The 17,195-nt window shown below is 67.5% G+C and carries 14 protein-coding genes; 3 read left to right on the forward strand and 11 right to left on the reverse strand.

Annotated features, from left to right (window positions below):
• Window positions 1-4 precede the first annotated feature (4 nt).
• The 5 genes from J7I79_RS09755 to bioB all read right to left on the reverse strand — a co-directional run bounded on the left by J7I79_RS09755 (window position 5) and on the right by bioB (window position 5,672).
• Complete coding sequence (locus tag J7I79_RS09755; protein WP_214952731.1) at window positions 5-1,147, reverse strand: cytochrome P450; 1,143 nt, start codon at window positions 1,145-1,147, stop codon at window positions 5-7.
• 32 nt (window positions 1,148-1,179) lie between these two features.
• Window positions 1,180-1,857, reverse strand: a complete 678-nt coding sequence (bioD, locus tag J7I79_RS09760; protein ID WP_214952708.1) for a dethiobiotin synthase — start codon at window positions 1,855-1,857, stop codon at window positions 1,180-1,182.
• Window positions 1,854-3,026 (reverse strand): aminotransferase class I/II-fold pyridoxal phosphate-dependent enzyme, encoded by a 1,173-nt coding sequence (locus tag J7I79_RS09765; protein WP_214952733.1) that lies wholly within the window; start codon window positions 3,024-3,026, stop codon window positions 1,854-1,856. The genes bioD and J7I79_RS09765 overlap by 4 nt, the downstream gene beginning before the upstream one ends.
• An 8-nt stretch (window positions 3,027-3,034) precedes the next feature.
• Window positions 3,035-4,396 carry an adenosylmethionine--8-amino-7-oxononanoate transaminase gene (locus tag J7I79_RS09770; protein WP_214952710.1) on the reverse strand — a complete coding sequence of 454 codons (1,362 nt, stop codon included), beginning with the start codon at window positions 4,394-4,396 and terminating at the stop codon, window positions 3,035-3,037.
• 253 nt (window positions 4,397-4,649) lie between these two features.
• Window positions 4,650-5,672, reverse strand: a complete 1,023-nt coding sequence (bioB, locus tag J7I79_RS09775; protein ID WP_214952711.1) for a biotin synthase BioB — start codon at window positions 5,670-5,672, stop codon at window positions 4,650-4,652.
• A gap of 316 nt (window positions 5,673-5,988) precedes the next feature.
• On the opposite strand from bioB, the gene J7I79_RS09780 reads away from it, so the two are divergent.
• A complete protein-coding gene (locus tag J7I79_RS09780; RefSeq protein ID WP_251042634.1) occupies window positions 5,989-7,167 on the forward strand; it encodes an acyltransferase in 1,179 nt (392 codons plus the stop codon).
• On the opposite strand, the gene J7I79_RS09785 is transcribed toward J7I79_RS09780, so the two are convergent.
• From J7I79_RS09785 to J7I79_RS09805, 5 genes are read right to left on the reverse strand one after another with little or no spacing between them, the layout of a single operon-like run.
• Window positions 7,148-8,344 (reverse strand): VWA domain-containing protein, encoded by a 1,197-nt coding sequence (locus tag J7I79_RS09785; RefSeq protein ID WP_311380559.1) that lies wholly within the window; start codon window positions 8,342-8,344, stop codon window positions 7,148-7,150. The genes J7I79_RS09780 and J7I79_RS09785 overlap by 20 nt on opposite strands.
• A complete protein-coding gene (locus tag J7I79_RS09790; RefSeq protein ID WP_214952715.1) occupies window positions 8,341-10,590 on the reverse strand; it encodes a DUF5682 family protein in 2,250 nt (749 codons plus the stop codon). The genes J7I79_RS09785 and J7I79_RS09790 overlap by 4 nt, the downstream gene beginning before the upstream one ends.
• 3 nt (window positions 10,591-10,593) lie before the next feature.
• Window positions 10,594-11,703: an AAA family ATPase gene (locus J7I79_RS09795; protein ID WP_214952717.1), complete on the reverse strand. Its 1,110-nt coding sequence runs from the start codon at window positions 11,701-11,703 to the stop codon at window positions 10,594-10,596.
• Complete coding sequence (locus tag J7I79_RS09800; RefSeq protein ID WP_214952719.1) at window positions 11,700-13,196, reverse strand: DUF5691 domain-containing protein; 1,497 nt, start codon at window positions 13,194-13,196, stop codon at window positions 11,700-11,702. Before J7I79_RS09800 ends, J7I79_RS09795 begins: the two co-directional genes overlap by 4 nt.
• Window positions 13,193-14,491, reverse strand: a complete 1,299-nt coding sequence (locus J7I79_RS09805; protein WP_214952721.1) for an SWIM zinc finger family protein — start codon at window positions 14,489-14,491, stop codon at window positions 13,193-13,195. Before J7I79_RS09805 ends, J7I79_RS09800 begins: the two co-directional genes overlap by 4 nt.
• A 162-nt stretch (window positions 14,492-14,653) precedes the next feature.
• Between J7I79_RS09805 and J7I79_RS09810 the strand changes: the two genes are divergently transcribed.
• Window positions 14,654-15,601 (forward strand): 5'-3' exonuclease H3TH domain-containing protein, encoded by a 948-nt coding sequence (locus J7I79_RS09810; protein WP_214952723.1) that lies wholly within the window; start codon window positions 14,654-14,656, stop codon window positions 15,599-15,601.
• Between the two features lie 95 nt (window positions 15,602-15,696).
• Here the strand turns inward: J7I79_RS09810 and J7I79_RS09815 are convergent, their stop codons facing one another.
• Complete coding sequence (locus tag J7I79_RS09815) at window positions 15,697-15,969, reverse strand: helix-turn-helix domain-containing protein (protein WP_214952725.1); 273 nt, start codon at window positions 15,967-15,969, stop codon at window positions 15,697-15,699.
• 51 nt (window positions 15,970-16,020) lie between these two features.
• Between J7I79_RS09815 and map the strand changes: the two genes are divergently transcribed.
• Window positions 16,021-16,791, forward strand: coding sequence for a type I methionyl aminopeptidase (gene map / locus J7I79_RS09820; RefSeq protein WP_214952727.1), 771 nt, complete (start codon window positions 16,021-16,023; stop codon window positions 16,789-16,791).
• Window positions 16,792-17,195: the final 404 nt, after the last annotated feature.

Genomic DNA, 17,195 nt, shown 5'->3' on the forward strand with positions numbered 1-17,195 from the left:
AGGCTCAACGTGGCCTGCCCGTTACCTTGACTGTACGCGGGGCCTGGAAGGACAGCAGCCGGATCCGTTCTGGATTGTGGTCCCGCAGCCGGATTCCGGGCAGTGCTGCAGCGGTTTCCTGGATGGTGACTGCTGCCTCCAGTTCCGCGAGCTTGGCCCCGAGGCACCGGTGGATGCCGGAGCCGAACACTAGGCCGTAGGCCGATGATTGTCCGTTCCCGTCCGGTGAAGTAATGGGGTTGCCGCTCAGTTCGAGGAGGATTTCGGCGCCGGCAGGGATCGGGGCGTCACCGAGGTTGGTGTCGTGGGCTGCCACGCGGCGCCAGGTGGGGACGGACGATTCGGTGGTGAGTACGTGCCGGACCATGGTCCTGGAGCCTGTTTCGGTCGCGGCCTCGTTCCAGCCGACGGGGCCGGACCCTTCGAGGAGCCGGAATAGGGTGGTGCTGATCAGCTGGGTGGTGGTTTCCTGTCCGGCGATCAGCAGGAAGTAGCCCAGCGAACACATCTCCGGCGTGGACAGCCCGTGGTCGGCCAGGGATTTGAACAGGTTGCGTCCGGGGGCCGCCAGGGATTCCTTAACTAGCTTCCGCAGCCAGACGTAGAAACCTGCGGCGCTGTGGGCCAGTTCGAGTTGCCGGTCCTCGTCGGGCCAGCCCCAGAACAGCTCCATGGAGTCAAGGCCCCACCGCTTGAGGTCCGCAAGATCCCGGACGGGCAGTCCGAGGAGTTCGAGCATCACGACTGCCGGTGGAAACGCCGCGACCGTCAGCACCAGGTCCACGTGGCCGGAAGAGTCGAGCCGGTCCGCGGCGTTCCCTGCTGCTTCCCGGGCCAGTTCCCGTATCCGCGGCTCCATGGCGGCGACTGTAGCGGGTGTGAAATAGCCCGCCACCACCTTGCGGATCCCGGCGTGCGTGCCCGTGTCGTTGCTCGCCAGCACAGGCGGCAACGCAAAGCCCACGCGCTGCAGCACTCGCAGGGCCGGTCCTTCCAGTGGCGTGACCGCGACCAGGGCATTGCCGGGGCTGAAGTCGGCAGGACGGTGCAGCACCTCACGGACCGCGTCCGGGTCACGCACCACGAGGTACGGGCACCGCGCCTGGCCGGCGCCCGCAGTCTGTCCCGGTCCCGGCGGCACCAGCATCTCTGTGGCTCCGACGGTCATCATCGCCGCGTTCATGCGGGCAGGCCGTTCAGCCAGGCAGCTGCGCCGGCGCGGAAATCAGCCGGGGAGAGTCCCGAGGCCTGCTCAGGAAGGGCGCCGAGGAAGGGCGCCCGCAGCGATCCAAGCACCTGCCGGTTGCTGTGGTGCACAACATCCGGAATGGGCGGCCAGCTTCCGAGCACCACCCCAAGGACCTGCAGGTCCCGGGCGTCCAGCGCCTCGAGGGTCAGGGCCGTGTGGTTCAGGGTGCCGAGGGCAGGCCGCGCGACGAGCACGAACGCGGCTGCCAGGAGCGATCCGAGATCCGCCAGGGTGCCGCCGTCGGAATCCAGTTCCACCAACAGGCCGCCTGCGCCCTCAACCAGGACGTGGTCGTGGGACGCAGCCAGCGCGCGCACCTTCTCGGCATGGGCAGCGACGCTGGGGAGCGCTGTTCGGTCGACGGCGGCCGCAGCGATGGGCGCCAGGGGTTGCTGCAGGACGACTCCGGTTTCTGCCGTCACGGCGCCGGCGAGCCGAACAATTTCGGCCGCGTCGGAATCGCCGTCGGCGGCTCCTGACTGGCACGGTTTGTACACTGCGACGCTGTGCCCCGTTCCGTGGAGGATGGCGGCGAGGGCCGCCGTCGTCATCGTTTTGCCGACGCCGGTATCCGTTCCGGTGACCAGGATGATGCCGGGCAGGTTCATGGAAGCTCCTCCAAAATGCCGCGCAGCACTGCGCAGCTGTCTTCGATTTCCTCGGGTGTAAGGGTGGCGCGGGCGGTGAGCCGCAGCCGTGAAATTCCGTCGGGAACGGACGGCGGGCGGAAGCAGCCAACCCGGACGCCGGCCGCACGTGCGGCACCGGCAGCCACCAGCGCTACTTCGGCGGACGGCATGGCAATGGACTGGACGGCCCCCGCTGATTGCTCGACGGCGGCCCGGTCGACGGCAGTGCCGCTGGCCGCAAGGGTAGGGGCGAGCCCGACGGCCAGCGCCGCAGCGTTGCTACGGACGGCTCCCGCCCGCCAGGGCTCTTCCCGGATGATCCGCAGTGCGGCGAGGGCCGCTGCGGCAGCGGCAGGCGCCAGACCGGTGTCGAAGATGAAGCTCCGGGCCCGGTTGACGAGGTGTTCCCGCAGGAGGGGGGATCCCAGGACCGCGCCGCCCTGGCTGCCCAGGGCCTTGGACAGCGTCGCCGTCACGATCACGTTCGGATGCCCGGCAAGGTCTGTCCCGGCCACCGAGCCGCGGCCTTGGAAGGTGCCGGTGCCGGTGACGCCGAGGCTGTGCGCTTCGTCGATGAGCAGCACGGCGTCGTGTTCCTCGGCCAGGGCCAACAGGGCGGCGAGCGGGGCTTCGTCGCCCAGGACGCTGTAGAGGGATTCGACGGCGATCAGTGCGCGCGGTTCCGGCCGGCCGGCAAGCAGCCGGCCGGCCTCCTCCACGCTGTTGTGGGTGAACGATTCGGTGCGGGAGCGGCTGAGCCTGAATCCGTCGATCAGCGAGGCGTGGCAGTGCTCGTCCGCGACGATCAGGGTCCCGGGGCCCCCGAGCGCCGTGATCACGCCGATGTTGGCCAGATAGCCGGAGGAGAACACCAGCGCCGTCTCCATCCCGGCCAGCATGGCGAGTTCCTGCTCGAGGTCCAGATGCAGCCGCGTGGTTCCGGCCACCAGGCGCGAGGACGTGGCACCCGCGCCCCACACCGAAGCGGCGGCCGCAGCAGCCTGGGCAACCCGGGCGTCCGCCGCGAGGCCCAGATAATCGTTGCTGGCCAAATCGATGAACGATTCGTCCGCGGTGCGGGGGAGCGGGCTGCGGACCAGGCCCCGGCGCTCCCGGACTGCTGCCTGCCGCTCGAGCCACTGTGTCATCGAGGTGCTCATGCCGGGCCTCCGGACCGCGCCGGGATGCGCTCATGGACTTCGGTGACGGCCGCCGTCATGCCTGCAGAGATCTGCTCAATGTCCGCTGCAGTGCTGACGTACGGGGGCATGGTGTAGACGAGGTTCCGGAACGGCCGGACCCAGACTCCGTGCCGGATGGCTGCGGCAGTGACCGCCGTGACGTCGACGGCGTCGTGCAGCTCGATGACTCCTACCGCGCCGATGGTCCGGACGTCCCGCACGGCCTCAAGTTCCAGGGCGGAGGATAGCCCCGATTCGAGGCCGGCGCCGATCCGCGCGACGTCGGCCCGCCAGCCGCCGTCGCCTATGATGCCGAGGCTGGCGTTGGCCACCGCACACGCCAGCGGGTTCCCCATAAAGGTGGGACCGTGCAGCAGCGCCCCGGCCTCGCCATTGGAGACTGTCTCGGCCACGTCTGCCGTGCAGAGCATAGCGGCCAGCGTCAGGTACCCGCCGGTCAGGGCCTTGCCGACGCACATGATGTCCGGCACGACGCCGGCATGATCGGCCGCGAATAGCTCCCCGGTACGCCCGAAGCCCGTTGCGATCTCATCGAAGATGAGGAGCAGCCCGTGCCGGTCCGCCGCCTCCCGCAGTACTGTCAGGCATGCGGCCGGGTAGGCGTGCATCCCGCCGGCACCCTGCAGGACCGGTTCGACGATGATCGCTGCCAGCTCCCCGGAATGCATAGCCGCGATGTCCGCGAGGTCGGATGCCCACGCCTGCACGGTTTCCGGGGTCGCGGAAGCAGCGGCCGGCGGACGCGGCGCAAAGACATTGCCGGCCAGCAGCCCCGGGAACGCGGAGTGCATGCCGTCCACGGGATCGCAGACCCCCATCGCCGCGAAAGTGTCGCCGTGGTATCCGCCGCGGATGCTCAGGAACCGCTGCCTCCGAGGGTGCCCGGACGCGGTCTGGAACTGCACCGCCAGCTTCAGCGCCACCTCAACGGCTACCGAGCCCGAGTCCGCAAGGAACACACGCTTCAAACCCGGCCTCCCTGGCACAATCGGGGCCATACCCACGAGCCGCTCGGCCAATTCCACCGCCGGAGCATGCGTGAGCCCGCCGAACATCACATGGCTGAAACTCTCCAACTGCCGCCGCGCGGCGGCGTCCAGCACCGGGTGGCGGTAGCCATGGATCACCGACCACCACGAGGACATCGCATCAACCACCTCGTGGCGTGCGCCGTCCTCGCCCCTCAGCTGCAGCCGGACGCCGTCGGCTCCCTCGACCTCCCAGAGCGGTAGCTCCGGGGACGCCGGTGCGTACGGGTGCCACAACCGCGCGCGGTCCCGCTGGATCAGGCCCGGCAGTTCCGAATCCTGCCTCATGGTGCAAGCACCCCGTGGCGGGAGCATTCCGCTGACCAACCTGTTGGTGTGACCTGGACTTTCATGCGCCGCCGGCAGGCAGCGCAGTACCGCGGCGGCTCCATCGCGAGATGCTCGCCGCAGCGGTGGTGAACGTCCGACGTCGGGCTGGCGCCGCCGTCGGACGGTTCACCGCAGTGCCCGCAGAACTCAGCGGTGGAGTCGGTGGTTGAGCTCGCTACAGCGCCGGTGGTTGAGCCCGTCGAAGCCCGGCTCATAGTGTCTTCTGGAGTTCCTTGATGGGCATGTTCAGCTCGACCAGCAGGTTCAGGTCGGCGGTTGCCGGGCGGCCCAGGGTGGTGAGGTAGTTGCCGACGATGACGGCGTTGATGCCGCCCATGAGGCCTTCGCGGGTGCCGAGGTCGCCCAAAGTCAGTTCCCGGCCGCCGGCGTAGCGCAACACGGTGCGGGGCATGGCCAGGCGGAACGCGGCGATCGCGCGGAGGGCGTCCTTGCCGTCCATGATGCCCTGGTTTTCCAGCGGGGTGCCGGGACGGGGGTTGAGGAAGTTCAGCGGGACTTCGTGCGGTTCCAGGGCTGCGAGCTGGACGGCGAGTTCGGCGCGCTGCTCCAGGGATTCGCCCATCCCGATCAGGGCGCCGCAGCACAGTTCCATGCCGGCGGCCTTGACCATGTTGCAGGTCTCCAGGCGTTCTTCGTAGCTGTGCGTGGTGACGACGTCGGGGAAGTAGCTGCGGGCGGTTTCGAGGTTGTGGTTGTAGCGGTGCACGCCCCATTCGGCGAGCTGGTCCACCTGGCGCTGGGTGAGCATGCCCAGGGAGCAGGCGATGTTGATCTCCACGGCTTCGTTGATGCGGTCGATCGCGAACTTGATCTGGTTCATGAGCTTGATGTCGGGGCCGCGGACCGCGGCGACGATGCAGAACTCGGTGGCGCCGGTGGCGGCGGTTTCCTTCGCGGCTTTGACCAGTTCGGGGATGTCGAGCCAGACGCCGCGGACGGGGGAGTCGAACAGTCCGGACTGGCTGCAGAAGTGGCAGTCCTCAGGGCAGCCGCCGGTCTTGATGGAGATGATGCCTTCGACTTCGACGTCCTCGCCGCAGTGCTTCAGCCGGACTTCGTGGGCCAGCTGCAGGGTCGCGGGCAGGGCGTCGTCCGGGAGCCGGAGCACTTCCTCGAGCTGCGCCTGGGTCAGGCCGATGCCGTCCTCGAGAACCTGACGGCGGGCGGTTTCCAGGATTTCATAGGTTGTGGGGAGGTTTGCCTGAATCGTCATTGATGGGTCCTTTGCGTTCGGGAAGTTGCGGATATTCCTCCGAACCGACGCTAGTTCCCCGTTGGAGGCAAGATTTTGTCGGGTCCCGACAATGACGGGAACGTGACTTTAGACGGACCATCCTGCGGCCCGCCCGTGTGCGCCCGTCGGAGCCCTCCACCGGCCGAAGGTCAGGATTCGTCCAGCCAGGCAGGGAATACTGGGAGAAGTCGCGTGGCCTGGGGCCCGGACTCAAAATTCATGTCAACAGGCAAGAGCCGGTTCTTGCCCTGATTCAGCTGACGTTGGAACCGGCCAGAGATAGCCACGGAGGCATATGACGTTGCTGGTTGGTGGAACCGTCGAGACGGAGGCCCGTAAGGGCGCAGGACAGAGCGCCGGACAGGGCGCCGGGCAAGCTCCGGTGAGGCAAAGGCTGGACGGCCTCGATGTCCTTCGCGGCGCTGCCGTCGGCGCGGTTCTGATGGGACATTCATGGCCGGGGGTATTTCAAGGAGCCGGCATCGTCGGTGTGATTGTCTTCTTCGTGCTGAGCGGTTACCTGATCACAGGTGTGCTGATCAGGGACGTCGAACAGCATCGCAAAGTCCGTTACGGCCGCTTTTACGCGCACCGGGCCTTCCGCCTGTTGCCGGCACTTATGGCCTTCCTTGGTGTCTACGCCATCGTGGAACTGGCGGCCGATGTGCTCGGGGACCGTTCCAAGGGAATCATCGGCTACACGCTCCTCGCCGGTTTCGGCTACCTCAAGGACCTACCGCTGCCCTTCGACGTCAGCATGGCCATCGGAGCGCTCTGGACGCTGGCGGTGGAAGAACAGTTCTACCTGATCTGGCCGGCGTTGCTGGTCATCGCCCTGCGGAGGAACCGCCAGGGACGGCTGATCGGCTGGTCCGCCGCCGTCGTCCTTTCACTGATGACTGCCAGTGTGCTGGCGATGCTGATCCTGGCACCGAACCTTCATTCCCTGGTCTACGCGCTTCCGACGACGTGGGGTCTGGGGCTGATCATCGGTTCGGCGCTGCGCCTCTATAGGGTCCGGATGTTCAGCTGGTTCTCCGGCCGCCGGCGCAGGGGGGTGGCCCTGCTGGGCTCGGTCCTTGTCCTGGCCGCGTTGGTGTTCTTTCCCAAGGCCAACGAATCGCCGGCCTTCTTCTTCGTTGGCGGCCCGCTGGCCATGGCTGCAGCCGCCGTCCTGGTGGTACTGGCCGCGTCCCGGACGCGCATCATGCCCAGGTGGACGCGTGCGTTGCAACTCCTGGGCATGGTTTCCTACGCGGCGTACCTCTGGAACTACATCGTGATCCTTTGGCTCAATGGCGGATCAACGGCCGACCTGCCGCCCCTCGTGGCCGTGACCGCAATCCTGCTGACCCTGCTGCTGGCCGTCATCAGCTGGCACACCGTCGAAAAGCTGGGACGCATCGGGCGCGACCGCTTCGACAAGTACTACGAGGCAAGGGCCGACGCCGCCACTACTTTTCGTGGCTGGTAGCGATGTCGTGCGAGGCGGCCCATTCGCTGACGTCCCGGCGTTCGATCGCGGCGGCCATCAGCTCGGGAAACAGATCCGGGGTGCAGGCGAAGGCCGGGACGCCGATTCCGGCAAGGGCCGCGGCATGGTTCGAGTCGAACGTCGGATGACCGCTGTCGCTCAGGGCCAGTAGGGCAATCAAAGTGGCTCCCGATTCGACGATTGCGGCGGCACGCCGCAGCATCTCCTCAGCAATTCCGCCCTCGTAAAGATCGCTGATCAAGACCAGAATCGTCTCTGTCGGTTGGGTGATCTGAGACTGGCAGTAAGCGAGCGCCCGGTTGATGTCCGTGCCGCCGCCGAGTTGCACGCCGACGAGCACATCCACCGGATCATCCATGTCGTCAGTCAGGTCCACCACCTCGGTGTCAAAGACCACCAGCCGGGTGCGCACGGACCGCAGCGAGCTGAGCACTGCCCCGAACACGCTGGAATACACCACAGATTCGGCCATCGAACCGGACTGGTCGATGCACAGGATAATCTCGCGCTGCACCTCGGTGCTGCGCCGGGCATAACCGACCAGCCGCTCTGGCACCACAGTGCGATAGTCGGGCTGGTAGTTCTTAAGGTTCGCGCGGATGGTGCGGTTCCAGTCGATATCCCGATGCCGGGGCCGCCGGGTGCGTGCCGCGCGGTTCAATGCCCCGGAGACGGCCTGAACCGTCTTGGCGCGCAATCGATCCTCCAATTCGCTGGTCACCTGCCGGACCACTGCCCTGGCGGTCTCGCGGGAATGTTCCGGGATAACACGCCCGAGTCCGACGAGGGTGCTGACCAGGCCGATATCAGGCTGCACGGTGCGGAGCATCTCCGGTTCGAGGAGAAGCTGCCGCAAGCCGAGCCGGTCCATGGCGTCGGCCTGCATCACCTGGACCACCGTGGACGGGAAATAGCCGCGAATGTCTCCGAGCCACCGGGCCACCCGCGGGCTGGACGCGCCGAGGCCGCCCGGTCCCGTTTTCGGGGCGCCGTACAGGTCCTCCAGTGCCTTGTCACGGCGGGCGTCAGCGGCCGAGAGCTCCACGCTTTGACGGCCGTCCGTGACGATGCCGTCGGCTTCTTGCCCGCCGAGGACCAGCCGCCAGCGGCTGAGCCGGTCGCGGCCGCCACCTCGATCCGGGTTCGCGTCGGTCACGCTATCGCCTCCCATCCCAGATACCTGGCCATCGTGCGGATCGCAGGGGCCGCGCCTCTTATCTCAAGCGCGGTGGCGCCCGGGCTTTGCGCGGGCCCGCGTCCTCGGCTCACCTGCTCGCCGATCTCCCGCCGCTCCGGACGGCTGAAGGCGGAGAATGTCCTGCGCAGCAGGGGCAGGACGTCGTCGAAGACCTCGTCCCGAACACCGGCGACCCAGTCGTCGACGAGCTCCAGGAGGTGCTGATCATGAATCAGCAGCACTGCGTCGCCGGACAGCAGTCCGTCCAGCCAGGCGGCGGCCTCGGGCGCCGGCGTGGCGACCGAGAGCCGGCGGCTGAGCCGGGCCGCGACGTCATCCCGCTCCACCAGGCCCGCGTCCATCAGCAGGCGCGTGGCCCGTCCGGCGACGGACCCGTGGATCCGGTCTGAACCGGCGACGGCGGCCAAGGCCCGGTGCCAGTCGTCCAGGGGCAGCTCCGGCAGCAATGACAAGCCGTATTGGGCCGAGTCGATGGCGCGCCGCATGGCTGTCGCGGCGGCATCGTCCAGCCCGGCGCAGGCGGTAGGCAGGCCGACGCAGGCCCGCACCACCGTCGCGTCGAGGATCCGCTCTACGCCGGTGACGTCCACACCGCGCACATTGCCATACCGGCAGGTCCGGGCGAGCGGGGCTACGGTTTCCAGCAGCGGGACCACATCCTGCTGTACTGCGGTTCGCTCGGCCAGTACCGACACCACGGCGCTGATTCCGTCCGGCAGGTCCGCGAGCAGGCAATTGGCAAGCAGTTCGCTGAGGTCGGCCAGGCTGCCCGTGGCCTGGGCGTGTTCCGCCACCCACGTCGCCGCCGCCGTAGCGATGGTGGTGCCGTAGCGGCTGGCGTCCACCACTGCGACGGCGAGTTCCGGCTGCCAGAGGAGGGTCCAGGCCTCCTTGAACGTGCCGGTGGTACGGCCGGTGTCGGCGGGTGTGCCCCAATCAACACCGAGCAGTGCCAGCCGGTGCAGCAGGACCGAACGGGCCAGCTGGTTCGGTTTGCGGAGGTCGATTGTCAGGAACTCTTCCAGCACGCTGGGCTGCAGGCGCAGGCGACGCTGGGTCGCGGCGAGGTCAGCGGCCAGCGGGACGGTGGGCGCTGACTCCGGCACGCTTCCCAGTTCGTTGCCGATGGTGAGCTCGCGGTGCACAAGTGCCAGTGGGAGCGGTGAACCGTCACAGAGAACAGCTTGCGCGGCATCGTCCAGCTCCGTCAGGCCCGGGCTGGGGCGGCCGCGGACGGCGGCCAGGGCGCTGGCCAGCCGGCTGGCCTCCACCACGGAAGCCGTCGAGGCGTCGAGGTTTTCCCGGCGCAGGGTTTGTGCGACCCGGACCAGCCACGTGGTGGCAACATCAGCCGTGGAGTCCCGGGCAGTCCAGTGGGCGAAGAGGTGCTGGTACCAGCCGGGCGCCGTGACGCCCGCCCCGTATCCGGTTTGCAGGCTGAGCCGGTCCGACGTCCACGGCACCCACGTGACGGCGACCCTGATCTTGGGGAAACCGGCCAGCACCTTGTTGTCCGCCGCCGCCGGAGGAAAGTTCGCCGGAACTAGCGCGGGGGCGTGATAGGCCCCGCACACCACGGCGATCCGCGCGTGCCCGTCGCGGATGGCGGCACGCAGCAGCCGCCGCATCGCAGCTTCGCGCCGATTGTTCTCGGCGACGTCCGCGTGGTCGGCCGGCCGGTTGTCAACGGCGCGGATCTCCGCGATGGCTTCGGTAATGGCCGCGAACCTGTCGAGTGGGTCGGCAATGCGGTGCTCGACCGCGTCCTCCCACCAGCGCTCCGCGTCGCTGTACCCCGCTGCCTGGGCCAGCATCGCAATGGCATCCGGCCGGTAGGGCTGTTGCGGCGGAGCAGCGGGTTCGGCGTCGTCCACTGCTGTGTGCAGCGCGAAGCTGTTGGCTGCCGGCAGGTCAATCGTCCGCACGGGGGTTCCCGTCGACGCAGCCCAGCGGAATGCCACCCACTCCGGGGAAAATTCCGCCAAGGGGTAGAACGAGGCCAGCCTGGGCTGATCGGCCGCGTAGATGAGTGCCGCCACGGGCGGAACCATCGCCGGATCGGAGACCAGCGGGACAACCTGGTCGAGTTCGGGCGGGCCCTCGATCAGCACCAGGTCGGGCCGGAGGGTCGCCAGGGCCTCGGCCACTGAGCGCGCCGAACCCGGCCCATGGTGCCGGATCCCCAGGACGTGGACGTCTGTCATTGATCAGTTCGCGGACTCGAGGTCGCGGCAGGCCCGGTAGAGGTCCTTCCATTCCGGCCGGTTGCGGACCACGGTTTCCAGGTACTCCTGCCAGATCACCCGGTCCTGGACCGGATCCTTGACCACCGCGCCGACCAGGCTCGCCGCTACGTCCGCGGCGCGGACGCTGCCGTCACCGAAGTGGGCTGCCAGGGACAGGCCATTCGTCATGACCGAGATCGCTTCTGCCGTGGACAGGGTTGCCGATGGCGATTTGAGGGTGGTCCGCTGATCCTGGGTGAGGCCGGCGCGCAGCTCCCGCATCACCGTGACTACCCGGCGGATCTCAGAGAGTGCCGCAAGGTCGGCCGGGAGCTCGAGTGCTGCTCCAAGGCTCCGCACGCGGGTGGTGACGATCTCGACCTCCTGGTCGAGGCTGTCGGGCAACGGCAGCACCACGGTGTTGAACCGGCGGCGCAGCGCCGATGACAGGTCGTTGACGCCCTTGTCGCGGTTGTTCGCTGTGGCAATGACGTTGAATCCCTTGATCGCCTGCACCTCCGCGTTGAGTTCGGGGATGGGCAGGGTCTTCTCGCTCATGATCGTGATGAGGGAATCCTGCACGTCAGACGGGATCCGGGTGAGTTCTTCCACCCGCACCAGGCTGCCGGACTCCATGGCCCGCATCACCGGCCCGGCCACCAGGGCCGCCCGGGAAGGGCCGTCGGCGAGCAGCCGCGCGTAGTTCCAGCCGTACCGCAACGCCTCTTCCGGAGTGCCCGCGGTGCCCTGAACCACCAACGTGGAGGTGCCCGAGATCGCCGCGGCCAGATGCTCGCCCAGCCAGGTCTTGGCAGTCCCCGGAACGCCGAGCAGCAACAGGCCCCGGTCAGTGGCAAGTGACGCCACGGCGATTTCCACCAGCCGGGACGATCCCAGATATTTCGGGCTGACCTGCGTGCCGTCCGGCAGCGTGCCGCCAAGGATGTAAGTGGCCACCGCCCAGGGGGACAGCCGCCAGCTGGGCGGCCGGGGTCGATCGTCGACGGCGGCCAGGGCCTGGAGTTCGCCGGCGTAGGCGGTTTCCGCGTGGGCGCGGAGAATCTCCGGGGCAGCAGTCTGGGCATCGGTCATTGGAAGGCCTCCGTCAGCGATTGTCGGAACGAGTGGTATTGCACGACGTCACGAAACACGCGGCGCCGGGGGGCGTCGTCGTCGGAACGTTGCAGCAGGCGGCGGCACTGATCTGCGGTGCCGGGCGGCAGGGCCGTCGGCAGGAATCCCGACACCATTGCGGTGAGCTGGCCGCCGTTTTTTGCCGTGAGCAGCTCGAGGACTGCGGCGGCCAAGGGGGCGCCCCACGGCCTCGGCAGCTCGCGCAGCAAGGGGACCAGCGCCATAGGCTGTGCCGTGCTACTGCGGATGTGGCGCAGGAGCGCGTCCTCCTGTTCGGCTGCCGGCAGGCAGCCCAGCAGCCGCGCGTCGGTGCGGAGATCGAGCAGTGCGCGCACCCACTCGGTGTCGGTCCGGAGGGTGGCGGCGGCGACTAGTGCGTCGATCACACGTGGTTCGCCGTCAAGCATTGCCAGTGTTGCTGCCGGGCTGCGGCCGGAGACAGTTGTCCAGACGTCGAGCGGGGCGCCGCGGATGATCGTGTCCAGCCGGCCCAGCCGGTCGGGTTCGCCGGCACGCGGGGCCTGGGCAATCCCGTCGCGCAGGGCTGCGGCGTCCGGATCCGGTGGCAGGTCGATATCGAACTGCTTGCGCAGTAACCCCTTGACGCGCAGCAGGGGCCTCAGGCGCCTTGCCATGCGGTTGGCGCGGGCGCTTGTGGGGAGCCGGCCAAGGAGGTCGGCGGCGAGGTCCCGCACGCTCTTTGCTTTGTCGTCCAGCGCATTTTCCAGCAGGTCTTCGTCGGCGGGTTCGAGGTTGATCGCGAAAGCGGCCAGATGGGCGGCGCGTTCCCGGGCACTGAGGGTGTCCCAGTGCCCGTGTAGCAGCTCGCGTGCGGTGGCCGGGTCGCTGCGCCGGAGCCGTTCCAGTTCGGCTGTGGCGTCAGCCATCGTCAGCTCGGCCCAGTCGTCCGTAGCCGCGGCGCGCGGTCCGGTATCCTGCGGACCGGATCCCTTGGGAGCGTGCCCCCTCGGCCCGGAACCCTGTTGCCTGAGGCCCTGAAGCCAGCGGCCCCGGGGTCCGATGACAAGTTGCATATGCTCCGCCACGGCTGGCTTGGTGTCAGCCAGGGCGAGCAGTGCCGGGAGCAACCGGTGCGGAACCCGCCGTCCGGACACAGCCGCGAACTGCAACCAGTCTGTGACCAGCTGCGTCCGTAGTTCCGGGCCAACCGGAGGCTGGTTGAGTAGCAGGTCCAACAGCCGCACGGCGTCAGCGGAGGCCTGCGGGGCATCGTCCGGTGGTGCCGGATCAGGCAGTTGGGCAGTGTCCACAATGCCGGGGCGGCGGGCAGCCCGGGTGACGACATCGGCCACGGCCGCCTGGTCGAGCAGCAATTCCTCGCGCGACAGGCCATCGGGTGGGCGGAACTCCAACTCGGCAGCTGGAACCGGTGCCGCGTGCCGCCCCGTGCCGACGAGCGCTGAACTGCGCAGCTCTGCCAGCCAGGTCATGGCGTCACCACCGCCCCATCGACGACGACGGACAGCGGACGTACGCGGCCGTCCTCCAGTTCTCCAAACAGGTGGATCGGATGGCTGCCGGTCAGCGCCAGCAGGGAGTCCGCGGGCACGCCGGCCAAAGGAAGGGCATCGCCTGCGCCGTCCAGCAGCCAGCCAGGCTCACCCGGACAGACACGCACCCCGGCGAACAGCACGGGGTGGCGCCCGCGCCACGGCGAGAGCGCCACCGCAGCCGATTCCAAGTCCAACGCCTGGGCAATGCTGCAGCCCTCACCGAGCCCGTCGGCCAATCCCCGCGGGGCTATCGGGCTGGTGAACATCGCCCGCTGCGGTGCGGAGCCGGGATACCGTGCGACGGTGGCGTCCAACAGGGCGCCCGCGAGCTGGGGTGTCGCGAGTGCTTCACCCTGGGCGGCAAAATCGAGCACCAGCACCACCGTTCCGTCGGGTCCGCGCAGCCAGGTACGTTGCTGCTGGAGCCGACCGTCATCGCTGCGGTGGGCACCGAGCACCAGCCACGGGCCGGGGAGGGCCTCCGAGGACTGGACCTCGGCCGACGCCGTTGCCCACCCTACTGCCACCCGAAGGTCGGCAAACTCAGCGGGAGACAGTTCGTCCCGTATGCTCCAGGCTTTGGTCATGGCCCACCAGCGGCCGGATCGCAGGAGCAGATGGTCAGCCCAATCGGCCCGGGCATGGACATCCGAACCCATTGCCCGTACTTGCTCGGCCAGACCCGGCAGCTGCGCGTCGACCAAGCGTCCTGCCACGCCGTCCCACCAGGAATACGGTTGGTTGCGGGCGGAGGCCAAGCCGGTCCGTACAAGGTCCGACAGCCAGCGGGCGAAGTCGGCGATCCCCGCATCCATCAGCGCCAGCCTGTCAGCGAGCCGCTTCGCCTGTGCGGCCGGATCCGTCTGCGGCTCCGACTGGCGGCGCTCCCGGGCGACCGCCCGGTCCGCCCGCTGGGCTGCCCATTCCTCAGCGAAGCCGGCAGTCTCCGAGCCGCCGTCGGCCAATTCCTCCCGGGCCCATAGAAGAAGCAGCGCCAGCGCGTGCTTGCACGGGAACTTCCGGCTCGGGCACGAGCATCGGTATGCGGGGGCGGCGATGTCCACGCTCACCTGATAGGGAGTCTTTCCGCTGCCCTGGCACTTGCCCCAGACCAGGACGTCGTTGCTGCCTGTTTCGGACCATGGACCCGGACGGGTCAGCTTTCGGGCGGCTGCCAGGGAAGATGGGTCGGGCGCGGCGCTGATCACCTTCTCCTCGCTCCAACGCCCCATGAGGCACATTCTGCCTGACGTCCCCGGCTCCGCAACAGATGCACGGCGGTGTGGCGGCCGGGAGAAGCCACGGCTGACCTGCACATGCGCGATGCGGGCCGGCGTCGAACACAAAACCGTGGGGATCCAACGCGATCCGGGGCTGCCGTGTCAGGATCAGTTATGCCTCATCGCCTGATGCTTCTCGACACTGCGTCGCTGTACTTCCGCGCCTTCTATGGCGTGCCCGACACGATCCGCCGCGCCGACGGAACGCCGGTGAACGCCGTCCGCGGCCTGCTCGACATGATTGCGCGGCTGACAACCGATTACGAAGCGACACATCTCGTTGCGTGTTGGGACGACGATTGGCGTCCGCAGTGGCGGGTGGACCTGATCCCCAGCTACAAGTCGCACCGGGTCGCCACGGTGGTGGCCGGTGCCGCCGATGTGGAAGTCGTGCCGGATGCGCTCGAGGTGCAGATTCCGATGATCCGACGCGTGCTCGACCTCGCCGGCATCGCGGTCGTGGGGGCCGCGGAGCATGAGGCCGACGACGTCGTCGGCACCTACGCCAGCCACGCCGGGCTTCCGGTCGACGTGGTGACGGGCGACCGCGACCTCTTCCAGATCGTCAGCGACGCCCGTCAGGTACGGGTGATCTACACCGCGCGCGGAATGAAGAACCTCGAAGTCGTGACCGACGTCGTCGTTGTCGGCAAGTACCGTGTGCTGCCTGAACAGTATGCCGACTTCGCGACCCTCCGCGGCGATGCCTCCGACGGGTTGCCGGGCGTCGCCGGAATCGGCGAGAAGACCGCCGCGTCGCTGCTCGGCGAGCACGGCACCCTCGACGGGCTGCTCGCGGCGGCAGCGGATGCCGCAAGCGGGGTGTCCGCCTCCGTGCGGTCGAAGCTGGACGCGGCTGCGGACTACCTCGAGGTCGCGCCCAGGGTCGTGAAGGTCGTCCGCGACCTCGAGCTGCCGTCGCTCGAAGAGGCGGGCGCGCAGCTGCATCCTGTTGTCGGCGAGTCGCGCGCCGAACTCGAACGTCTTGCCGCCGAGTGGAACCTCGGCGGCTCGGTCAGGCGACTCCTTGACGCCCTTGACCATCGAGATCCATCGTCGTGAGGCGCAGCCAGAGCCAGGTTTCGGCGATGAACGCCGCGATTTTCAGGAGACTCCACGGGAGCCGGTAGCCTCGAACAGCCCGGCGGGAGGTGCGCTCAGGAAGCTACATCGAGCTTCTCACCTGATGGCCGTCGTAGCGTTCCCTGGATGGCATCCAGGGAGAGGGCCAGTTCGTCGGCGAGGGCAGCCACGATCATGAAAGACGGTGTTGCGATCCGACCCGTCTCGATCTTCCGGAGTGTCTCAGGGGATATACCTGCACCAAGAGCTACCTGGACCAGCGTCCGTTCCCCCCGGGCGTGACGCAGCATCTCGCCGAGGAGCTGCCCTGCTCGGATCTCTTCTGGGCTTAGCGGGACTCTAACCATCCTCCAAGAGTAGTACCGTTATAATAATAACGGTACTACTTGGAGGAATCATTGATTGAGCTACTCACGCCTCGAGAAGTTGACGCGGCACGCGTCTCCGGCCAGTTCGTGGCGAAGACTCTGTCCGACTTGAAGGAGAGAATCGAGCCCGGGACGAACCTCCTGGAAATAAATGATTGGGCATCTTCGATGATTCGGATGGCTGGAGCCCGCTCGTGTTATGTCGACTACGCCCCTTCATTTGGGCGCGGCCCCTTCGGCAAAGTCATCTGCACCTCCGTTAACGATGCCGTTTTGCACGGACTCCCTTATGACTACGTTCTGATGGATGGGGATCTATTGACCCTTGATTTCGCAGCAAGCGTTAACGGGTGGGTCACTGATTCCGCCATCAGCTTCGTTGTGGGGGAGTCCCGCGCGCCTGTGGACCGGCACATGATTGAAACCACGGAGAAGGCGCTTCTGGCCGGTATCCATGCCGCCCAGTCCGGAGCGCGTCTCGGAAATATTTCCCATGCGATTGGCTCAGTGCTCGAATCAGCAGGCTTTGATGTCAACACCGAATTTGGCGGGCACGGTGTTGGAAGCACCATGCATCAGGACCCGCATATACCTAACATCGGTGCATCTGGACGGGGATACGTGCTTCGCCCCGGACTGCTTTTGGCAATAGAACCCTGGATCATGGACGGCACCAGCAAACTCGTTACAGCTCCTGACGGGTGGACTTTGTGCAGTTCGAATGGCCGTCGGACTGCGCACTCCGAGCACACGATCGCCGTCACGGCATCCGGACCCGTCATTCTCACACAACTGGCCTGAAGAGCGACCCTTAGACCGCAGGGGAGTGGCCCGCACCCGGTGTGTCCCACTTCCAATGCCTGGGTGGGTGCGGTCCTGTGCTTCTGACCACAGAAGTGGCCGCCGAGGCAAGCAAGGCACAGTGGGCAAAAGCCGCCCCGCCGGCTTGGAAGCCATTCAACTGACCCCCGGCGACTTCCGGGATTGTGTCGTCATTGTCTCGTTCGGCTTCATAAGACAAGTACGCCTGCATTGCCGATAGTCGCTGATTCTATTGCCCAGCGAGTCGTCGGATAGGCCCAGATCCCTGTAACGGCGCCGACTTCAGCCTCCGGGTGCCCGCACACGGGGAAGCAGTATCCCTTGGTCCCGTACTGCCGAGCCTGCAGCAGAATCACTTCTACTTTACATAATGTAGATTATCG

Source organism: Arthrobacter sp. ISL-69 (assembly GCF_018613775.1).
Taxonomy (GTDB): Bacteria; Actinomycetota; Actinomycetes; order Actinomycetales; family Micrococcaceae; genus Arthrobacter.